We start from the raw sequence: 20464 nt of genomic DNA on the forward strand, positions 1-20464 counted from the left end.
TAAGTTTTAGCCAAAATAATACAAGGCAAATAAAATGCAAAGACGTGATTTTTTAAAATTTAGTGGTGTGGCTGCGGCTGCAAGCACTGTGCCAAGCGTAATTATGGCTAGTGAGATACAACAATCTGAGTGTAAAAAACGTATTTTTGATATTAGTTTAAGGCACAGTATAAAAGAGCAAGGCAAAGAGCATAAATTTTGGCTTCCGCTTCTTACAAGCAACAAATACCAGCAGTTAATTAGCGACTATAAAGTAAAAACAAATGCTAAAAATTACTATATTTCAGATCTGGCTATACCGACTTTATACGCTGAGTTTGATGATGTTGGCAGTCCATATATTGATGTTAGTTTTAGGGTAGCAACGGTTGATAGAAGTGTTAAAATTTCTTATAAAAATGGCGATGAAAAACTTCTTGATGATGTGCTTTATTATCTAAAGCCAACTACACAAATACCAAATGATGGCATTGTTAAGCAAAAAGCTGATGAGATAACAAAAGGACTAAAAACTGATCTAGATAAGGCTCGTGCGATTTATACCTGGGTTGCAAATACAATGCAGCGTGACAATAGTATAATGGGGTGCGGCATAGGTGATGTTAAGGCTATACTTGAAAGTGGCAAGTTAGTAGGTAAATGCACCGACATAAACAGCGTATTTGTCGGGCTTTGTAGGGCAGTTGGCATACCAGCTAGAGAGCTTTTTGGCATACGAGTAGGGCAGAGTAGATTTTCAAATGAGATGGGTAAGGCCGATGAAAATGGGGTGGCTAAAATTTCGCAAGCTCAGCATTGTAGGGCTGAGTTTTATCTAAAAGGCACTGGTTGGGTGCCGGTAGATCCTGCTGATGTGGCAAAGGTAAGACTTGGCGAAAATTTAACAAATGATAGCGAAAAATTGACAATTATTAGGGATTATTTGTTTGGAAATTGGGAGATGTGCTGGATAGGGTTTAATTATGGACGTGATTTTGTGCTTAAGCCAGAGCCAGAGCAAAGCCCTATAAATAACTTTGGCTATCCATATGCCGAAACAGATGGCAATGTGGCAAATTATTACTCGCCAAAAGATTTTTCTTATGAGTATGAGGCCGTAGAGATAAAAGCGTGAGAAAATTTTGGCTTATTTTTCTTAGTTTTGTGAGTGCGGTAGCGGCTAGTTTGTGCTGTTTGCCTGCACTTTTATTTTTGCTTTTTGGAACAAGCTTTGGCTTTTTAGCACAGGCTCAGTATCTTTATGAGTATAGATGGTGGCTTAGTGTGTTTTCGATATTTTGCTTTGTTTTATATGTTTTTTACATGTTTAAACAAAATAAAAGTTGTAATGCTTCATTTAAAACAAAGAGTAAAATTTTGCTAATTTTTGGCTTTGTTGTGTTAAATTTACTTCTTTTTTACCCTGAAATTTTAGGATATTTTTATGAATAAGATTATTTTATTATCGATGTTTTGTATTTTTGCGTTTGCAAAAGAGACTATTATAGTGCTTGATAGTATGCATTGTCCGCTTTGCACGGCAATGGTTCGCAAATCTTTGCTTGAAGTTGATGGAGTAAAAAGCGTAAAAGTATCTTTAAAGACAAAACAAGCCGTTGTTGATGCAAAGGATGATGTGAGTGATAAGGTATTGTTAAAGGCGTGTAAGGCGGTAGGTTATTTAGGGGTGATAAAAAATGAGCGTAATTGAAAATTTCAAACAAATTTCAAAAATTCCACATTGTAGCCACGATACGGCACAACTTAGAGAGTTTTTGCGTGAGTTTTGCATAGATGCTGGTGCTAGTGTGAATGTCGATGAATGGGGCAACATACACGCCATAAAAGGCAGTGCAAAAATATGCTTACAAAGCCATTATGACATGGTTTGCATAGGACAGGCACCTGAAATTTGCATGTATGAAAAAGATGGATTTTTAATGGCGAAAAACTCATCTTTAGGTGCTGATAATGGCATAGGCGTAGCCATGATGATGGACGCACTAAAAAATTACGAAAATATCGAGTGCTTATTTACAAATGATGAAGAAGTTGGCTTAATAGGTGCAAATAATTTTAACTCAAAGCTTGTCTCAAAATACCTTTTAAATTTAGATAGCGAGAGCGATGATGAAGTGATAATAGGCTGTGCGGCTGGAGTGGATATATGTGTGAATTTTAGCAATAAAATACAAAAAACATCACCAAAAAATGCGTTTTTGGTTGAAATTTTAGATCTTGTTGGCGGACACTCTGGCGTTCAAATACATCAAAATTTGCCAAATGCGATTAAGATTTTAGCTAAATTTTTGGCACAAAATAATTGTGAGATAGTAAAAATTTGGGGTGGAGAGCGAAGCAACTCAATCCCTGCAAATGCAAGGGCTGTGGTGCTTTGCGAAAAAGAGCTAAAAAGTAGTGATTTTAAGATAACAAATCTTGGGATAAAAGATGAGTTTTTAAAAGATAGTGATAAAATTTTAAGTTTTATAAACTCTTTTCATCAAGGTGTAAGAAAGTATGACACATCGCTAAATATTGTGCTTGATAGTATAAATTTATCACTTATAAATAGCGATGAAGATGAGATAATAGCTATAATGTTTGCTAGAAGCATGAGCGATGAAGGGCTAGATGAGATATGTTTTGAGATACAAAGTTTAGCAAGGGCTTTGAGTTGTAAGATTTATTTTAGTGATAGATCGTTTGCGTGGAAGCCAGAAATTTCAGAGTTTGCAAAATCTGTTTGTGACGAACTAAGAGCATATAACCCAGATGCTAAAATCACAGCGGTTCATGCTGGACTTGAGTGCGGAGTGCTTAAAAATTGCGGTGAGAATATGCAAGTTTGTAGCATCGGTCCAAACATTTACGCACCCCACTCTGTAAGCGAAAAAGTTGAGATAAAATCTGTGCATATGATAGCTAGTGTGGTTGATAAAATAGTTAAAAAATATCAATAAATTTTGTATATTTACCTTTTTATGCTACTTTGGTGAGATAAAGGAGCAAGAATGAAAAAAAGTAAATTTAACAAAAATGTTTTTTATCCGTCACTTGTTATAGTGATTACTATTACGATTTTTTCACTCATTTTGCCAGATTTTTCAACTAATTTATTTAAAAATGGTCAAAATTTTATCTCTGAGCATTTTGGTTGGTTTTATGTTTTGGCTATCGCTATTATCGTCCTTAGCGTATTTGTTCTTGGTTTTTCAAAATACGGAGAGATAAAATTAGGAGCCGATCATACGCGACCTGAATATAGCTTGATATCGTGGTTTGCTATGCTTTTTGCGGCTGGTATGGGGATAGGTCTTGTGTTTTTTGGCGTTGGTGAGCCACTCATGCACTATCTTACTCCGCCTATTGGCGAGGCAAGGAGCGTTGAGGCTGCACGACAAGCTATGAATATAACGTTTTTTCATTGGGGTATTAGTGCGTGGGCTGTTTATGCTATTGTGGCTTTGATTTTGGCATTTTTTGCTTATAGGCATGGACTTGCTTTAACGCTTCGTTCAGCGTTTTATCCTATAATTGGCGAAAAAATACATACAAAATTTGGTGATGCAATAGATGTTTTTGCTGTTGTAGCAACGCTTTTTGGTGTCGCGACATCGCTTGGATACGGCGTTTTACAGATAAATGCTGGTTTATCTCATGTGTTTAATGTGCCAAATATAAATATTTTATTGCTTGTGATTTTGTGTGCTTTAGCGACTATTTCGGCGGCTAGTGGAGTGGATAGGGGTATTAAAATTTTATCAAACACAAATATTGCAATTGCCATTATTTTTATGATATTTATTTTATTGCTTGGGCAAACAACTGGGCTATTAAAGGCATTGGTTCAAAGTAGTGGAGAGTATATTTCTACCTTAATCTCAAATACGTTTAATTTAAATGTGTATAAAAGAGCTGATGAGAGTTGGCTTGGTGGCTGGACGTTGCTTTATTGGGCGTGGTGGCTTAGTTGGTCGCCATTTGTGGGTCTGTTTATCGCTAAAATTTCAAAAGGCAGAACGATACGAGAGTTTGTCATTGGTGCTTTATTTGTTCCGACTGGATTTACATTTATGTGGATGACATTTTTTGGTAATAGTGCAATTGAACTTGTAAGCATAGGCAATGAAGCCTTGGCAAATGCTGTATCTAATGATATTTCGCTAGCACTATTTGTATTTTTACAGAGCTTTGCTTTAAGTGATTTTTTAAGCATCGTGGCTATAGTGATGATTATTGTGTTTTTTATAACTTCAGCAGATTCAGCTGCAATGATTATAAATATGCTTTGTTCAAACGGTGCTGATAATACGCCTGTATGGCAGAAAATTTTCTGGGGCGTAACCATAGGTGTTTTAGCAGCTTCATTGATGCTTGGTGGTGGTTTGGCATCTTTACAAGCGATGACGATTATGGCGGCGTTGCCATTTACTATTGCACTTATGTTTGCGATATTTGGACTTTTTAAAGCTTTAAGAATAGATTATATTAAAAAGTCTAGTCAAAATTTTTCAAATATGCCAATTTCAGAGCTTTCAAAAAGTTGGCAAGAGAGATTAAAGGCTATAATTGAGCTTCCAGGTAGGCGTGATGCGTATTTGTTTATGCAAGAAGTTGCAATGGTTGCTTTATGTGAGATAAGGGATGAATTTATTAAAAATGGATTAAATGCTGATGTTAAAATTTTGCAAAATGGTGCTTTTGTTACACTTGTAGTTGGTCTTGGTGATGAGCGTGATTTTAGTTATGGCGTTAAACTTGTAAGACGAAGTAGTCCAGGATATACTCAGGCACTTGATGGAGAAGACTTGTATTATAGGGCCGAGGTATTTTTAAATGAGGGCGGACAAGATTATGATATACTTGGTTGGAGTGAGGCGACGATTATAAATGATGTGATAGAGCAGTATCGCCGTCATATGCAATTTTTACATACAATCAGGGAGTAAATAGCAAAATTTAAAGGCATTTTTGATAAAATTATGGCTTTTTTAAATTAAATTTAGGGTAAATTATGAAAAAAAGACAAAACTGGAGCTCAAAACTTACATATATATTGGCAGTTGCAGGAGCTACGGTCGGCTTTGGTGCAACGTGGCGGTTTCCATATCTAGTCGGTCAAAATGGGGGTGGGGCATATGTGCTTACATTTGCTATTGCGATGGTGGTTATTGGTATTCCAATGATACTTGTTGAAAATGCCATCGGTAGGCGTTTAAAAGTAAATGCCGTTGATGCATTTAGCGGTATGGCAAATGGCAAAAAGATAGCTAAGGCATGGCAGATAGTGGGCTGGATGGGGCTTTGCGGTGCTTTTGGAATTATGGCGTATTATATGGTTATAGGCGGTTGGGTTCTTAGCTATATTGGACAAATTGCGTTTGGGTTATTTGATTTATCAAATCCAATTACGATTGCACAAACTTCGGCATTTTATGAACAAAATATTATAAACAATCCAATGACAATTAGTTTTGCAACGCTAGTTTTTGTGCTTATAAATTACGTTATTTTGGTGCAAGGTGCAGTTGAAGGCATGGAAAAAGCAGCAAAATATCTAATGCCACTTTTGTTTATTTTAATGCTTTGTATGGTAGCTAAAAATTTAACGCTCGATGGTGCTTTAGATGGTGTTAAATTTTATCTTACACCTGATTTTTCAAAGATAAATACAAAGCTTTTTGTCGATGTTTTAGGGCAGGTGTTTTTTGCACTTTCGCTTGGATTTGGCGTGATGATAACACTTTCAAGCTTTGTAAAAAAGGATGAAGGACTTATTAAAATTTCTATTATAACAGGGCTTTTAAATACCGCAATTGCAGTTCTTGCTGGTTTTATGATATTTCCATCGCTATTTAGTTTTGGTATTGAGCCAAACAGCGGACCAAGCCTTGTGTTTAAGTCGCTACCGATAGTTTTTTCACATATGCCATTTGGCACAATTATTGCGATTGCGTTTTTTACTCTTTTGATGATCGCCGCACTTACGACCTCGCTTCCGATTTATGAAGTAATAATTACAACGCTTCAAGAAAAACTAAAAATTTCTCGTAAAAAAGCGATATTTTTGGTTTTAGGCGGTATTTTTGTGCTAGGAAATATTCCTAGTTTAATGGCTACAAATTTACTTTCACACATTAGCATCTTTGGCAAAAATATTTTTGATGCTTATGATGCGATTTCGGCTACGATCTTTTTTGTTCTTACATCTTTTGGATGTGCGTTGTTTGTTGGTTGGGTGCTTGACGAAGAGGCAAAAAGAGAAATTTTAAAAGGTAGCGAACGATATGCTAAAGTTGTTAAATTTTGGTTTTGGTATGTTAAATTTATGATACCTTTTATCATTTTGATTGTTTTTGTAAGCTCTTTTTATGACAATTTTTTAAAATAATCAAATGCGTAATCTTATAAATTTAAAAACTGGCGATACTTTAACTTTAAGGCTTGATGGGCTAAACTTAGTTTCAACAAGCGTAAAAAATACCAAAGTGCGAGAAACGAAAAAGCAGTTTTTAAATCAAGATGAAGCAAAAAAGGCGTTAAGTAAAAAAGAGTGGGATGCTTTAAAAAAGGGTTATGTTTTAAAAAATGAGAGCGAAAAGCACCTTTATATCGGCGGTGGATACACTGGTGCTTTGGCGTTTGATGAGCTAAATGGTGTTTTTTATATCTATAAAAATAATAATTTAGACGCAAAGCTCATATGCGTAAATGAAAATTTAGAAAAATTTTTAGAGATTAACTTACCAAAGCCATTGGCGTGGGATATATGCGGCACTTGTAGCGATTTGTTTTTAAACTTAGATCACTACATATATAAATTTGATACAAAAAGTAAAAATTTTAAAGATCTTTATGAAACGCTCGGACTTAAAAAATCAAAATTTATGAGCTTTTTATGCTCTTATGAAGAGCGTGTAGCTTTTTGTATGTTTGGTAGGGTTTTTGTTTATGAAAATGATAAATTTAATGAGCTTTTTAAGCAAAAAATTAAAATCAACCAGCCCAAAGCACTGCTTAAAGCAGATATTAGTAAAAGACACCTTGCACTTCATACAAAGGCGAATGAAGTTTTAGTTTTTGACGCAAAAAGTGGTCAGCAAATAACACAAATATGCCATAAATTTGGCTATTTAAGTAGATTAAAATTTGCTCTAAATGGCACTATTTTACTGCTTCTTGATATGCTTGATTTTAAAATTCACGTCTTAAATAGCGAGTTTGAACCACTTGATATTGATTTTGGCGAGGTGGATGATTTTTGCGTTAGCAAGGACGGTTTGCTGGCTGCAGTTAGATTAAGACAGAGTGTGAAAATTTATGATTTAAAAGCTATGAAAGTCACGCAAAGCATTGCTATTAGGCACATTGTTAGGCATTGTGAGATGAAATTTATAGGCGATGATTTGGCGGTTAGAACCGATTATGGATGTTTTAGTTTGTATAAATTAAAAGGAGAACTATGTTAAATATTTTGATAACTTTATATATTGCTTATGTTTTGTTTAAGCTTGTTTTGTGTGTTTTGGATATGCGTTTTACAAAGATGCAAAGCACTAAACCTGCGGTTGTTTTGGCACAAAATGAGTATGAAAGTGCCGCTTTAATAAAGATAGCAAATCACAAATTTGAGATTATAACTACGATTTTTGGCTTTTTTGTCTTTTTGTTTTGGGTTTGCGGTGGGCTTGAAATTTTGCAAAATTTAGTCATTAAAAATGGCACAACAGCCGAAAATATCGCATTTGTGATGAGTTTTATCATTATCTCATCGCTCATTGAGCTTCCGTTTGGGATTTATGAGAAATTTATCAAAGATAAACGACACGGTTTTTCAAATGTGACGGCTAAAATTTTCATCATCGACACGCTAAAAATGCTTGGCTTAACTCTTGTTTTTGGTTTGGCTTTTGTTTGGCTGATTTTGTTTTGTATTAAGCAGCTTGGGACACTTTGGTGGTTTTGGGCGTTTTGCATTAGCTTTGCGATTATTTTGCTTATAAATTTGATATATCCGACCATCATCGCTCCGCTTTTTAACAAGGTAAAACCGCTTGAAGATGGCGAATTAAAGAGTAGTATTGAGAATTTACTAGATGGGCTTGGCTTTAAAAGTAGCGGTGTTTTTGTTATGGACGCTAGCAAGCGTGATAACCGCCTAAACGCCTATTTTGGCGGACTTGGAGCTACAAAGCGAGTAGTGCTTTTTGACACGCTTATAAAAAAGCTTAGCCTTAATGAGATAATTGCGGTTTTAGGGCATGAGCTTGGGCATTTTAAACATGGCGATATATTTAAGATGATAGCGATGAGTGCAATGATGATGTTTGCGATGTTTGCGGTTTTTGGCAACATTCCTGCTGAGTTTTATGTTGCCGTGGGATTGCCACAAAATGGCTCTGGAGTGATTGTTTTTATGCTGATTTTTGCACCGATTTTTAGCCTATTTTTTAGCCCTTTTATCTCTTTTGTAAGTCGAAAAAATGAGTTTGGCGCAGATGAGTTTGGCGCTAAAACAAAGAGTAAAATCGACATGATAAACGCTCTTAAAAAGCTAGGCAGCGAAAACAAAGCTTTCCCAAAGTCGCACCCACTTTATGCCTTTGTCTATCATAGCCATCCAAGCCTTTTTGAGCGTATAGCAAAGCTTGAAAATGACGATAAATGAAGCATTAAATCACGCCAAAAGTGAGCTTAAATTTCACGAAAGTGCAGCTTTTGTGGCTCGTGCTTTGATGCAGCATTTTTGTGGCTTAAGCAAGGAGCAAATTTATCTAAAAGGCGGCGATGAGCTTAGCGATGCTAGTGGGTATTTTAAGCTTGTAGATAGATTTAAACAAAACGAACCACTTGAGTATATTACTGGCAAGGCTGGATTTTATTCGCTTGAGTTTGAGTGTGAAAGTGGTGTATTAATACCTCGTCCTGAGACTGAAATTTTAGTCGAAAAAGCGAGTGAAATTCTATCTATCTTAAGCAATCCAAAAGTATGTGAAATAGGTATTGGAAGCGGTGCGATAAGCGTGAGTTTGCTTTTAAAATTTCCTAATCTACATATGAGTGCAACCGATATAAACGAAAAAGCACTCGAGCTTTCAAGGAAGAACGCCTTGAAATTTGGCGTGAGTGATAGGCTAAAGCTTGTAAAGACAAGCTTGATGGACGAAGTTTTGGGCGAGTTTGATATGATAATCTCAAATCCGCCGTATATCGCAAGGGATTATAAGCTTGATGATTTTGTGCTAAACGAGCCACATAATGCGCTTTTTGGCGGCGAAAATGGCGATGAAATTTTAAAGCAAATCATCGCTTTGTGTGCTTATCGTGGCGTTAAAATTTTAGCCTGTGAAATGGGACATGATCAAAGGCAAAGTATGCAAGAAGAGCTTGCAAAATTTGGTTTTAAAGCGGAGTTTTACAAGGATTTGGCTGGATTTGATAGGGGCTTTGTAGCAAGAGCGATTTAGTCAAAAATTGCCAGTTAAGCTTGATAAATTTAGCACAAAAACTAATTAAGCAAAGCTTTTTGCGGATTAATAAATTTAAAGGAGCAAAATGAGAAGTATTTATCTATTTTTACTAGCGTCGCTTGTGGGGATTGAACTAGCACTTGGGATGTTTGTCGCACCTGTGATATTTTACCCATCATCGCTTATAGGCGAGGGCGTTTTGACGCACTTTCAAAGTGGCATTTTGATGAGTCAAATTTTTATAAAATGCAACTATGCACTGCTTTTTGTCGCTGTTTGGGCGATTTTGTATGAGCTTTTTCATATAAAAAAAGATTTTTGTTTGCATATTAAAATTTCAAGCATATTTTTAGCATTGATTAACCTTACTTTAACAATTGCTTTTGTCTATTATTTTACGGATTTTATACTATCAGCTCAAGCACAAGGCGAGAGTGCAACGATAGGAAATGCCGAGTTTGATGCTATGCATAAAGCTAGTGAGTATGTGATGAAACTTATGATTGTTTCGCAAATTTTGCTATTTTTTATGCAAGGTTACAAAGAAAAAAGATGAGCAAGCTAAATTTTGCTTGGTTGCTTGTTATTTTGGGTGGAGTTGTTGAAGTATTTTGGGTTACTGGGCTAAAACACGCCGACACTTTGGCTACTTACGCGCTTACTGGTGTTGGTGTGTTGTTTTCGTTTTCGGCGATGATTATGGCTTGTAAAAATCTAGAAGTAAGTGTTGTATATGCAGTTTTTGTAGGCATTGGGGCTAGTGGTGTTGTGCTTAATGAGATGATTTTGTTTGGCGAGCCATTTTCTGTTATTAAAGTGTCGCTGATTGCTTTGCTTATGCTTAGTGTGATTGGGTTAAAATTTTCAAGCAAACAAAATGACGAAAAAATAGTGAAAAATATCTCAAAAGATCTTGGTTTAGACGAGCTACAAGATGAGATAATACAGGGGGCAAAATGAGCTGGATGGCACTTTTTGCTGCCGGTTTATTTGAGATATTTGGCGTAATAATGATGAAAAATTTAGCTCTAACTGGCAAAAAGAAATTTTTACTTTTTATTGCTGTGCTTTTTATGTTTAGTTTTTCGCTTTTAAGCTATGCTATGCGTGAGATATCTATGGGTATTGCGTATGCGATATGGACTGGTATTGGGGCTAGTGGTGGCGTGATGGTTGGAATTTTATTTTATAACGAGAGTAAAAATGCTAAAAAAATATTTTTTATAACGATAATTATAGCGTGTAGTGTAGGGCTTAAGTTTTTATCGTAAATTAGCCATTTTTAACATAGTAATTGCTAAAATATGGTTTAAAATTTCAAATTAGACAAGATAATGAATCCAAATATAGATGAATTTAGCGAGTTCTTGGTCGCTTATACTGCTAAAATGTTAAGTATTGGCACATACACAGCTAGGGTAAATCGTTGTGTGTGTCGTGTAGCAAAAGCTTATGGTTATAATGTTAGCCTGACCGCTTTTACTAAGCATTTTAGTATATCTGTTGTAGATAGAAATGATCACTCAAATCATAGAACTTATGTTGAAAATATCCCTTTTTCGCCTATCAGTTTTACTCATATTTCTGAGCTTAGTGCTCTTAGTTGGCATGTAAAAGACGAGCGATATGAGTTTAGCAAAACAGTTCAAATTTATAATCAAATATGCCAAATCACTTTAAATTCTCACATTAAATCGCTTCTTCTTATGAGCGTTGCTAGTGCTTCGTTTTGTCGGCTGTTTGGTGGTGATTTTGGCGGAGTTTTGGCTGTATTGGTTGCGACATTTTTTGGTTTTTTGCTTAGATTATATCTTGCAAAAAATACAATTGATATCAAAATACAATATATAATTGTGGCATTTATATCGTCTTTTATAGCTTACCTTGGCGTTTATTTTGGTTTTTCATTAACTCCAGATGCGACAATAGGCTCAAGTGTGCTTTATATGGTGCCTGGAGTTAGGCTTATAAATGCAGTGCTTGATGTGTTAAACGAAAATGTTTTGGTTGGCATAAGTCGTGGCATAAGTGCATTTTTGCTTATTATTTGCATGGCGGCTGGTGTTTATATCACGCTTTCATTTTCAAATATAGGGCTTTTAAATGTCTGAAATTTTACTTGCTACATTTTTGGATGCGATTTTTGCTGCCGTGGCTGGACTTGGCTTTGCTTATGTAAGCTCTCCACCTAGAAAAACGCTATTTTTAACAGCATTTTTGGCAGCCGTTGGACATTCGTTTAGATTTATGCTTACTAAAACCGATTTGCTTGGTATATCTGTGGCTACGCTTTTGGCATCTTTTTTAATAGGGGTGCTTGGTATGGCTTTTGCAAAACGCCTAAAAGTTCCAGCTGAAGTCATAGCATTTCCAGCATTGCTTCCTATGGTGCCTGGCATATATGCTTACAAAAGCATACTTGCATTGGTTTTATTTTCAAGACATGAGCATGTGGATATGAAATCATATTATTTAATACAATTTTTAGACAACGCCTTAATCACGCTTTCTGTTTCATTAGCCCTTGGAGTTGGCGTGTCAATTACTCTTTTGTTGTTTTATGAACAAGCACTTATGAGCACAAGGGGTGCTAGAAAATTTAGACTAAGGGTAGATGATGAAGATTAGGGTGTATTATGAAGATAGTGACGCACAGGGGATAGTTTATCACGCAAATTATATAAAATTTTGCGAAAGAGCAAGAAGTGAGATGTTTTTTGATGCTGGGATTTGGGCATTTAGCAATGAGTGTCAGTTTGTTGTATCGTCATTAAATGCAAAATTTCTAAAATCAGCAAAACTCGGTGATATTTTGGATGTAAAAACAAGCGTAGTTGGACTAAAACGCACAAATGTTACATTGCTTCATGAGATATATAAAATAGCCGATATTAATGGTAATGAGTGCAACGATCTTGTGTTTAGTTGCGAAGTAACTTGCGTATGCATGAGCTATTTAAAAATTAGTAAAATTCCAAAAGACATATCGTTATTTTTTAAGGCACAAGCTTAAAAGCGTAGTTGTCTGCTTTGTAAATTTTAACATCGTGCATAATTTGATTTTCGTTTGTTGTTGCGTTTAAATTTAGTGTTTTTTGAGAGCTTTGCTCCAATAAATAATCAATTCCTATACTACAAGCATATGCTAGCCAATTTGTGTTGATATTTATGTTTAATATCGAGTTTTTTGCGATTAGGTTTTGATTTTGCATATTGATTGAGTTTGCGATGTATAGGTTTTTTCGGTCGCTGTTTTTTATGAGCGATAAAATTTTTGTATCAAAATTTATCTGAGTAGAAAATAATCCATACGGCTGTATTTCATGCATCTTAAACTGAGTAACAACAAGTGAAGCTTTAATTGGCGGTATGTTTAAAAATATGCTTGAGTTGTTTAGTTTATTTGCTTTTGATAAGTATGAGTTTATCTCAGTTTGTTTTTGTGATATTGTTATTTCATATGTATTGTTTTGTTCGTTTTTTATGTGATTATTTAACCATCTTGCGACATTGCTGCCATCACTAAATGCTGAAATTTTATCATTGCTAAAACTTAGCAGAGCTTTTATTTGAGCTTCATAATCAACTCCGCCAAAAATTAAATTTTGTTTATTTGTATTGGCTAGTTTGGCGTTTATTGTTGGTATATATACAACTTCATTTTCATTTATTAGTGTTGAAATTACTTTTGTGCCATCTTGTGTTAGGACGGCTATGATACTTGAAATGCCAATCTCTCTTGCTTTTATTAGGGCTTTATTTATTGATATTTCACTTTCATCTCCACTTTTTATAAAAATAATTTTAATATTTGAATTTAATTGGCTTAAATAAGCTATTAAGGTATTTGTTATAATATTTGTGTATGATTTTATAATTTTTTCAGGCATTATTACAGCTATTGCATGAGCGTTATTAGCATAAAAATTTTCTTTATCATGATAATATTTTTTATACTCTTTGATTAAGTTTAAATTTTTAATATAGCTAAAATTAAACCTAGCCAAAAAGCTAACAATCATATCCTTTTTTAATAATTCACTTAAACAGATTTCATTGCATAAATCCGGTTCTAAATCCATATAATACACGGTTGCTGGTTTAATCGGTGATAGTGTTTGTTCTTTAGTAAATGCAAATAAAAAAATACAAAATAAAACTAAAATTAATCTCACAATCTCTCCTTTAACCTATCTAAATCACTTAAAAACACTTGTTTTAAACTTGGATTTTTAGATATTTTTTCAAATGAATAAATTGGCATTATACTAAAATTTTTATATTTTAAAAAATTACCTCTAACATCATCAAAATTAATATTAGAAATTAAGCTTTTTAAGCATCTTGCTCCAAGCGTTATTATAAATTTTGGCTTAAGCATATCAATTTCGTCTAGCAAATATGGCTTACATTGTGCTGTATGCTCCATGTTTGCTGTGCTTGCATTACATTTTATAACGCTTGTTAAGTAAAAATTAGCATATTTTTTTGATAAAATTTCAATTATATCATTAAAGTTATTGTTATTTGGCAAAAAAGATACTATGATTATTGGATTTTGTGTTGAGCCAGTTCCTATTTTGATATTTGTTGATATGTTTTTTAGGTTGCATAAGGCACATGATTTTATTTGTAAATTTAATGATGCAAGATTGTTAAAATTTGCTTTATTTTTTAAATAGATATCGCTATCGCAGACGTAATTAAATCCGATTGTTTTTAAAAAAAGTAGCCTTTGTCTTATTTGTTCTTTCATTTTGTTTGTGTATTTTTAATTTTGTTAATGTTTTTATAATTATACAAAACTACACTTAAAATTAAAATTTCATACATTTTAGACTGAAATTATTTTCAAAGCTTTTTAAGTATTGCTTTGATAAAATCACGCTTTTATATTAAATTTAAGGATTTTCATGAAAAGGACTTATCAGCCTCATAATACTCCCAAAAAAAGGACTCACGGCTTTCGTGTAAGAATGAAAACAAAAAATGGTCGCAAAGTACTAAGTGCTAGACGTGCTAAAGGTAGAAAAAGATTGGCAGTCTAATTGGCTTTGAGTCGTTAAAAGACTCAAAGGAATTCTCTCTGGTTTATAAAGAGGCTAAAAAATGGCACTCTGATGTTTGTGTGCTTTTTTATAAACCTTCGCAAGAAAATAAAATAGCAGTAGTTGCAAGCAAAAAGGTAGGTAAGGCTGTCGTTAGAAATAAGTCAAAAAGACTTCTTAAATCAGCTTTTGTGAGTATTGCAAGGGATGGTTTGGTGTCACAAGGTACATATGTAATGATAGCTAAGGGTGGTTTGGACAATTTCTCTTTTGTAAATATACTAAAGAGCTTAAAGTGGTCAATGAAAAAATTGGGATGTTTAAGGTGAGAGATATTTTACTTACTTTCATAAAATTTTACCAAAATTATATTTCAAAACTTTTGCCAAATTCATGTCGTTATTATCCTAGTTGCTCTGAGTATGCTATTTGGCAATTTAAAACAAATAGCGTTTTTCTTGCTATGATTGCTGTATTTATGCGGATACTAAGATGCAATCAGCTTTTTAAAGGCGGTATTGATTACCCTATTATACGTAAAAATTTCCACTCTGCTTACTTTTTAAATAAACATTTTATACAAGATATAGATTTTTGGTTTGTTCCAGTTAAAAATGGAAAATTTTATGTCATAAAAAATTACAAGGATACAAAAAATGGATAAACTATCAACTCAAAAAAGAGTACTTATAGCTACTTTAATATCGTTTGCTTTTTTTATAGCTTACGAGTATTTTTATATATCTAAATTGCCAAAAAATGAACAAAATGCAACACTGTCTGCAAAACAAATATCAAATAATACACATACAACTCAAGTGCCGACTAATACAGAAAGTCAAAGTATATCAAATGCTCCTATAACTACAAACAAAACCTTAGTGATAATAAAATCTGATAAATTTGAAGCAAATATTGACGAACTTGGAAGAATTAGTAAATTTTACCTAAATGAGAATAAATATAAATTAGAAGATGATACGAGAACGCAACTTGTAACTGATAGCTTAAAACCGCTAGAAATTAGATTTAGTGATAATTCGTTAAATCAGTTATCTTTCGTGACACCGTTTGTTGCTGATAAGAGTGAGATTGATGTCACTTCTGAATCACAGGTTGTGACATTGACACAAAAGTTAAATGATGTAATTGTAACTAAAAAAATTACATTTTACAAAAGTGGAAAGTATGATATAAGTATAAATGTTAGCAATGATGCTGATTATTTTATAACTACAGGACTTAGACCAAGTGTTGCTATAGATGCATATACTGTGCATGGTGCTTTGCTTAGGCATGTCGACAATAAACTTAGCGTCTTAGAAGATGGTGATGTAGATGCAAATGAGAAATATAACGACATAAATGTAGCTGCTGCTTCAGATAGATACTATACTAGTTTATTATATGCATTTGACAAAACATTTAATGTTGTTATGAGTGTTGATGACGCAAAAAATGCATTGATTTTTATAAAAGGAAGTCAAAATTTTAACGCTTCTGGATACATAGGACCAAAAACAAATAGCGTTTTAAAATCAATCGATGAGCGTTTAAGTGATGTTGTTGAATATGGTTGGTTTACTTTTATCGCTAAGCCTATGTTTAAATTTTTAGATTTTTTACATAACTATATAGGCAACTGGGGATGGGCTATAGTGGCTCTTACTATTATAATTAGAGTTGTGCTTTTCCCACTTACTTATAAGGGTATGCTCTCTATGAATAAACTAAAAGAATTAGCTCCAAAAATGAAAGAGTTGCAAACAAAATATAAGGGTGATCCACAAAAGCTAAATACTCACATGATGGAGCTATACAAGAAACACAACGCAAATCCAATGGGTGGCTGTTTGCCGATATTGCTTCAAATTCCAATATTTTTTGCAATTTATCGTGTTTTGTTAAATGCTATTGAGCTTAAAGGGGCAGAATGGATTTTATGGATTAATGATCTTTCTGCAATGGATCCATTTTTTGTTCTTCCGATATTAATGGGGGCTACGATGTTTTTACAACAAAAGCTTACTCCTACGACATTTACTGATCCTATGCAAGAAAAGATTATGAAGTTTTTGCCATTAATCTTTACATTTTTCTTTGTAACATTCCCAGCTGGTTTGACGCTTTACTGGTTTGTTAATAATGTGTGTTCTGTGATTCAACAAATTTTTGTCAATAAGCTATTTGAAAAACAAAAAAACAAAAATGCGGAGGCAAAAGTATAATGCGTATAGAAGCACCAACGCTACAAGAAGCTTTTCAAAAAGCAGCAGAGAAGTTAAAGTGCTCTGTTACAGAGCTTGATATTAAGGTTATACAGCATCCACGTTCTGGTTTTTTGGGTTTTTTTAAACAAAATGCTATTATTGATGCAACGCTTGAGACTTTAGCCACCCAAAATGTAGAAAAAACCGAAAAACGTGAAAAAAATAAACAAGAAAAAAATCTTAGCGAAAAACAAGAACGCAACCCTGAAAAACAACATAAAAATGAAAAAAAACGCGAAAAACGTAGAAATAAAAAGCATAATGAACCAAAATCACATACTGATGAAATTAAAAAACAAAATAGCATAAATGATCCATTTGTCGAAAAAGATGAGACAAAAGCGACAGAGTATATCATAAAAAAGACAGATGAAGTTGTGATAAAAAAAATTGATAGCAAGACCATACTTGATACATCAATTATTGAAAATTTTAATGCAGACACACCGGTTAAAATGGATGAAAAGCAAAAAAAACAAGAGCAAAAGGTTGTTATAAATTTTGATGAAATTTTACCTATTATCAGATCTGATTTAGTTAAACTGTTTAAAGTTAGCAGCTTTAGTATAAACAAAATCGAAGTTAGTAAATATAGTGATGATTGTGTTTTGATAGAATTTGATGGAGAAGATGCTGCACTTTTAATAGGCAAAGAGGGTTATAGATATAAGGCTATTTCATACTTATTGCATAATTGGCTTAACTCAAAATATAATTTATCTGTTAGACTAGAAATTGCTGAGTTTTTAAAAAATCAAGAAAATACGATGGAGCAATACCTTCAAGGGGTTATTGAGCGTGTTGAGCAAAATGGAAAGGCTCAAACAAAACCACTAGATGGTGTATTAGTTAAAATTGCACTTGCAAAACTTCGTGAGAAATTTCCAGATAAATATGTTGGTATTAAATCAAATGGTAATGAGAAGTTTGTAGTAGTAAATGAGTTTTTTAAAAAATGATACAATAGTGGCTATTGCCACAGCTCATGGTATAGGCTCAGTTAGCATTGTTAGGGTTAGTGGTGATGATGCTTTAAAAATTGCACTAAAACTTACAAAAAAAGATAGTTTAACTCCACGTCACGCTACATTTGGTGGTGTTTATTCGCTTGATGGTGAGTTTATTGATGAAGCGGTGATGATATATTTTAAATCCCCTGCAAGTTTTACTGGTGAGGATATTGTAGAATTTCAAACCCATGGTGGAATTGTGGTTTGTGATATGATACTAAATGAACTGGTTAAGGCAGGTGCTAGAGTGGCCAATCCGGGAGAATTTAGCAAAAGAGCGTTTTTGAATAATAAGCTAGACTTAAGCAAAGCAAATGCTATAAGCTCACTTATAAACTCAAAAAGCGAAAGTGCGGCTAAAATTTTAGCACGTCAGATGCGTGGTGAGCTTGAAAAGTATGCTGATGATATGAGAGCAGGGCTTGTAAGGACGCTGGCTTATGTGGAAACTAGTATTGATTACGCAGATGATGATTTGCCAGATGATTTATTGGCTCAAATACAAAATATGTTAAAAGATAACATAAAAAAATTAGATAATATTGTAAGTATTTCTGAGCGTCGTCGTGGTTTAATAGACGGATTTAAGATAGCAATTATTGGTAAGCCAAATGTTGGAAAAAGCTCTATGCTAAATGCTTTGTTAAACTATGAAAGAGCTATTGTCTCAAATGAGGCTGGAACAACAAGAGATAGGGTTGAAGAAAGCTTAAAAATAGGCACTCATTTGGTTAGGATAATTGATACTGCTGGTATTAGAAATGGTGCTGGTAAAGTTGAAGAGATAGGCATAGCTCATTCGTTAAAAGCAGTAGATGAGGCAGATATTATACTTGCGGTTTTTGATGTTTCGCAAGAATCAGATAAACAAGACGATAGGATATTAGAAATTTTATCAAAGAGCGATAAGAAGATTTTTTATATTTTAAATAAAAGCGATTTGCAAACAAAATTTGACAAAAACTTAACAAATCCTTTAAAAATTTCAACAAAAAACAGTCTTGAGAGTGTGACAAATGCTATAAATGAGTATTTAAATACGCAAGACAGTAGCGAACTTATGCTAAGCCAGACATCGCAAATCACAGCATGTAAAACTGCAAGTGATGCCTTAAAAAGGGCAAGTCAGATATTAAGTGAGAGCGAGCTTGAACTGTTTGCATATGAGATAAATGTAGCAATAAAATGTATAGCAAGCATGACTAGACCGCTTGAGTATTCAGAGGTGCTTGATGAGATGTTTAGTAGTTTTTGCTTAGGAAAGTAGGTAGTGATGAAAAAGATGTGGTCTGGTAGATTTGAGAGTGATAGTAGCAAACTTTTAGAAGAATTTAACGCTTCAATTGGATTTGACAAAAATTTATATGAACAAGATATAGCTGGTAGTAAAGCTCACGCAAAAATGCTAGGCGTTAAGGGCATAATTAGCAAAGATGATGCTGATAATATAATTACTGGGCTTGATGTAGTTTTGTCAGAAATAAAAAGCAAAAAGTATGAATTTAAAACCGAAGATGAAGATATACATATGAGTGTTGAAAAGCGCTTAAGTGAGATTATAGGTAAAGAACTTGGTGGTAGATTGCATACAGCTAGATCCAGAAACGATCAGGTTGCACTTGATTTTAGACTATATGTTTTAAAACAAAATAGGGAAATTTTTACTAAAATTTGTGATTTTATTGATACATTGGTTGAAATTTCAAAAGAGCATATTGACACATTGATGCCTGGATATACACACTTGCAACACGCTCAGCCTGTGAGTTTGGCATATCATTTAATGGCATATGCTTTTATGTTTAAGCGTGATTGCGAAAGACTTATAAGTAGCTATGAGAGAAACAACCTTAGTCCGCTTGGTTCAGCCGCACTTGCTGGCACACCTCATCGTATCGATCGTGAGTTTGTAGCACGTGAGCTTGGATTTGCTGGAGTTACACAAAATGCTATGGATAGCGTGAGCGATCGTGATTTTGCACTTGAGATTTTATTTAATATCTCTGTATTGATGATGCATACTTCGCGTTTGTGCGAGGAGCTTATATTGTGGAGTTCTCAAGAATTTGGCTTTATTACAATAAGCGATACATACTCAACTGGAAGTTCTATAATGCCACAAAAGAAAAATCCAGATGTAGCAGAGTTGATACGCGGTAAAACTGGTAGGGTTAATGGCAATTTGATTGCACTTTTAACGACAATGAAGGGTTTGCCATTAGCTTACAATAAAGACATGCAAGAAGACAAAGAAGGGGTGTTTGATAGCGCAAATACAGCCTTAGCTTCGATTGTTATACTAAACGAGATGACAAAAGAGATTAAATTTAACACCAAAAATATGTTAAATGCTACTAAAAAAGGGCATTTAAGTGCAACTGATTTGGCTGATTATTTAGTACGTGAGAAAAATATTCCATTTAGAATAGCTCATTTTATTACTGGAAAGGCGGTGGCATTTGCTGAGAATTTAAATCTAGATTTAAGCCAATTAAATGCAAATCAACTTAAACAAATTGATGAAAATTTAGATGAAAATGCTATGAAATTTCTGGATCTAAATGCTTCAAAAGAGGCTAGAAGCTCACTTGGTGGCACAGCAAACGAGAGTGTAAAACTCCAGATTAAACAGATGAATGAGTGGCTAGAAATAACAAAAGGCTATTTTAAAAAACAAGGATAAA

The 20464-nt window shown here is 33.8% G+C and carries 24 protein-coding genes; 22 read left to right on the forward strand and 2 right to left on the reverse strand.

All coding sequences use genetic code 11. From position 1 onward, the window contains the following. Positions 1-34 precede the first annotated feature (34 nt). The 15 genes from LQU93_RS01295 to LQU93_RS01365 all read left to right on the forward strand — a co-directional run bounded on the left by LQU93_RS01295 (position 35) and on the right by LQU93_RS01365 (position 12465). On the forward strand, positions 35-1114 hold the full coding sequence (locus tag LQU93_RS01295) for a transglutaminase domain-containing protein (protein ID WP_229932080.1): 1080 nt from the start codon (positions 35-37) through the stop codon (positions 1112-1114). Beyond that, complete coding sequence (locus LQU93_RS01300; RefSeq protein WP_229932081.1) at positions 1111-1431, forward strand: aryl sulfotransferase; 321 nt, start codon at positions 1111-1113, stop codon at positions 1429-1431. Before LQU93_RS01295 ends, LQU93_RS01300 begins: the two co-directional genes overlap by 4 nt. Next, positions 1424-1690, forward strand: a complete 267-nt coding sequence (locus LQU93_RS01305; RefSeq protein ID WP_229932082.1) for a heavy-metal-associated domain-containing protein — start codon at positions 1424-1426, stop codon at positions 1688-1690. Before LQU93_RS01300 ends, LQU93_RS01305 begins: the two co-directional genes overlap by 8 nt. Continuing rightward, a complete protein-coding gene (locus LQU93_RS01310; RefSeq protein WP_229932083.1) occupies positions 1677-2942 on the forward strand; it encodes a M20/M25/M40 family metallo-hydrolase in 1266 nt (421 codons plus the stop codon). Before LQU93_RS01305 ends, LQU93_RS01310 begins: the two co-directional genes overlap by 14 nt. 51 nt (positions 2943-2993) lie before the next feature. Further along, positions 2994-4931: a BCCT family transporter gene (locus LQU93_RS01315; protein ID WP_229932084.1), complete on the forward strand. Its 1938-nt coding sequence runs from the start codon at positions 2994-2996 to the stop codon at positions 4929-4931. A 65-nt stretch (positions 4932-4996) separates the two neighbouring features. Then, a complete protein-coding gene (locus LQU93_RS01320; protein WP_229932085.1) occupies positions 4997-6373 on the forward strand; it encodes a sodium-dependent transporter in 1377 nt (458 codons plus the stop codon). A gap of 4 nt (positions 6374-6377) precedes the next feature. Then, positions 6378-7451 (forward strand): hypothetical protein, encoded by a 1074-nt coding sequence (locus tag LQU93_RS01325; protein WP_229932086.1) that lies wholly within the window; start codon positions 6378-6380, stop codon positions 7449-7451. Further along, entirely contained in the window at positions 7445-8650 is a 1206-nt protein-coding gene (locus LQU93_RS01330; RefSeq protein ID WP_229932087.1) for a M48 family metallopeptidase, read from the forward strand. Before LQU93_RS01325 ends, LQU93_RS01330 begins: the two co-directional genes overlap by 7 nt. Next, the gene (gene prmC, locus LQU93_RS01335) at positions 8637-9449 is read left to right on the forward strand and encodes a peptide chain release factor N(5)-glutamine methyltransferase (RefSeq protein ID WP_229932088.1); all 813 of its coding nucleotides are present in this window, start codon (positions 8637-8639) and stop codon (positions 9447-9449) included. The genes LQU93_RS01330 and prmC overlap by 14 nt, the downstream gene beginning before the upstream one ends. Before the next feature lie 88 nt (positions 9450-9537). After that, positions 9538-10008 carry a DUF4149 domain-containing protein gene (locus LQU93_RS01340; protein ID WP_229932089.1) on the forward strand — a complete coding sequence of 157 codons (471 nt, stop codon included), beginning with the start codon at positions 9538-9540 and terminating at the stop codon, positions 10006-10008. Next, positions 10005-10412 (forward strand): DMT family transporter, encoded by a 408-nt coding sequence (locus tag LQU93_RS01345; protein WP_229932090.1) that lies wholly within the window; start codon positions 10005-10007, stop codon positions 10410-10412. Before LQU93_RS01340 ends, LQU93_RS01345 begins: the two co-directional genes overlap by 4 nt. Then, a complete protein-coding gene (locus LQU93_RS01350; protein WP_229932091.1) occupies positions 10409-10723 on the forward strand; it encodes a DMT family transporter in 315 nt (104 codons plus the stop codon). Before LQU93_RS01345 ends, LQU93_RS01350 begins: the two co-directional genes overlap by 4 nt. Before the next feature lie 63 nt (positions 10724-10786). Beyond that, positions 10787-11563, forward strand: a complete 777-nt coding sequence (locus LQU93_RS01355) for a threonine/serine exporter family protein (protein WP_229932092.1) — start codon at positions 10787-10789, stop codon at positions 11561-11563. Further along, positions 11556-12080, forward strand: coding sequence for a threonine/serine exporter family protein (locus LQU93_RS01360; protein WP_229932093.1), 525 nt, complete (start codon positions 11556-11558; stop codon positions 12078-12080). Before LQU93_RS01355 ends, LQU93_RS01360 begins: the two co-directional genes overlap by 8 nt. Next, positions 12067-12465 carry a YbgC/FadM family acyl-CoA thioesterase gene (locus tag LQU93_RS01365; RefSeq protein ID WP_229932094.1) on the forward strand — a complete coding sequence of 133 codons (399 nt, stop codon included), beginning with the start codon at positions 12067-12069 and terminating at the stop codon, positions 12463-12465. Before LQU93_RS01360 ends, LQU93_RS01365 begins: the two co-directional genes overlap by 14 nt. Here the strand turns inward: LQU93_RS01365 and LQU93_RS01370 are convergent. Together LQU93_RS01370 and LQU93_RS01375 are read right to left on the reverse strand one after the other, a co-directional pair. After that, positions 12449-13627, reverse strand: a complete 1179-nt coding sequence (locus LQU93_RS01370) for a hypothetical protein (RefSeq protein ID WP_229932095.1) — start codon at positions 13625-13627, stop codon at positions 12449-12451. The genes LQU93_RS01365 and LQU93_RS01370 overlap by 17 nt on opposite strands. Next, the gene (locus LQU93_RS01375) at positions 13624-14208 is read right to left on the reverse strand and encodes a uracil-DNA glycosylase family protein (protein ID WP_229932096.1); all 585 of its coding nucleotides are present in this window, start codon (positions 14206-14208) and stop codon (positions 13624-13626) included. Before LQU93_RS01375 ends, LQU93_RS01370 begins: the two co-directional genes overlap by 4 nt. A gap of 157 nt (positions 14209-14365) precedes the next feature. Here LQU93_RS01375 and rpmH point away from each other — a divergent pair, with 157 nt between their 5' ends. The 7 genes from rpmH to argH are packed head-to-tail and all read left to right on the forward strand — an operon-like array spanning position 14366 to position 20463. Next, positions 14366-14500, forward strand: coding sequence for a 50S ribosomal protein L34 (rpmH, locus tag LQU93_RS01380; RefSeq protein WP_229932097.1), 135 nt, complete (start codon positions 14366-14368; stop codon positions 14498-14500). 38 nt (positions 14501-14538) lie between these two features. Further along, a complete protein-coding gene (locus LQU93_RS01385) occupies positions 14539-14829 on the forward strand; it encodes a ribonuclease P protein component (protein WP_229932183.1) in 291 nt (96 codons plus the stop codon). Beyond that, positions 14817-15164 carry a membrane protein insertion efficiency factor YidD gene (gene yidD / locus LQU93_RS01390; RefSeq protein ID WP_418884055.1) on the forward strand — a complete coding sequence of 116 codons (348 nt, stop codon included), beginning with the start codon at positions 14817-14819 and terminating at the stop codon, positions 15162-15164. Before LQU93_RS01385 ends, yidD begins: the two co-directional genes overlap by 13 nt. Next, a complete protein-coding gene (yidC, locus tag LQU93_RS01395; protein WP_229932099.1) occupies positions 15157-16728 on the forward strand; it encodes a membrane protein insertase YidC in 1572 nt (523 codons plus the stop codon). Before yidD ends, yidC begins: the two co-directional genes overlap by 8 nt. Continuing rightward, positions 16728-17729: a Jag N-terminal domain-containing protein gene (locus tag LQU93_RS01400; RefSeq protein WP_229932100.1), complete on the forward strand. Its 1002-nt coding sequence runs from the start codon at positions 16728-16730 to the stop codon at positions 17727-17729. The genes yidC and LQU93_RS01400 overlap by 1 nt, the downstream gene beginning before the upstream one ends. Further along, entirely contained in the window at positions 17710-19047 is a 1338-nt protein-coding gene (gene mnmE / locus LQU93_RS01405; protein WP_229932101.1) for a tRNA uridine-5-carboxymethylaminomethyl(34) synthesis GTPase MnmE, read from the forward strand. Before LQU93_RS01400 ends, mnmE begins: the two co-directional genes overlap by 20 nt. Positions 19048-19053: 6 nt before the next feature. Beyond that, positions 19054-20463: an argininosuccinate lyase gene (gene argH, locus LQU93_RS01410; RefSeq protein WP_229932102.1), complete on the forward strand. Its 1410-nt coding sequence runs from the start codon at positions 19054-19056 to the stop codon at positions 20461-20463. Position 20464 lies beyond the last annotated feature (1 nt).

The sequence above is a fragment of the Campylobacter majalis genome (genome assembly GCF_905120465.1).
In the GTDB taxonomy this organism is placed as follows: Bacteria; Campylobacterota; Campylobacteria; order Campylobacterales; family Campylobacteraceae; genus Campylobacter_A; species Campylobacter_A majalis.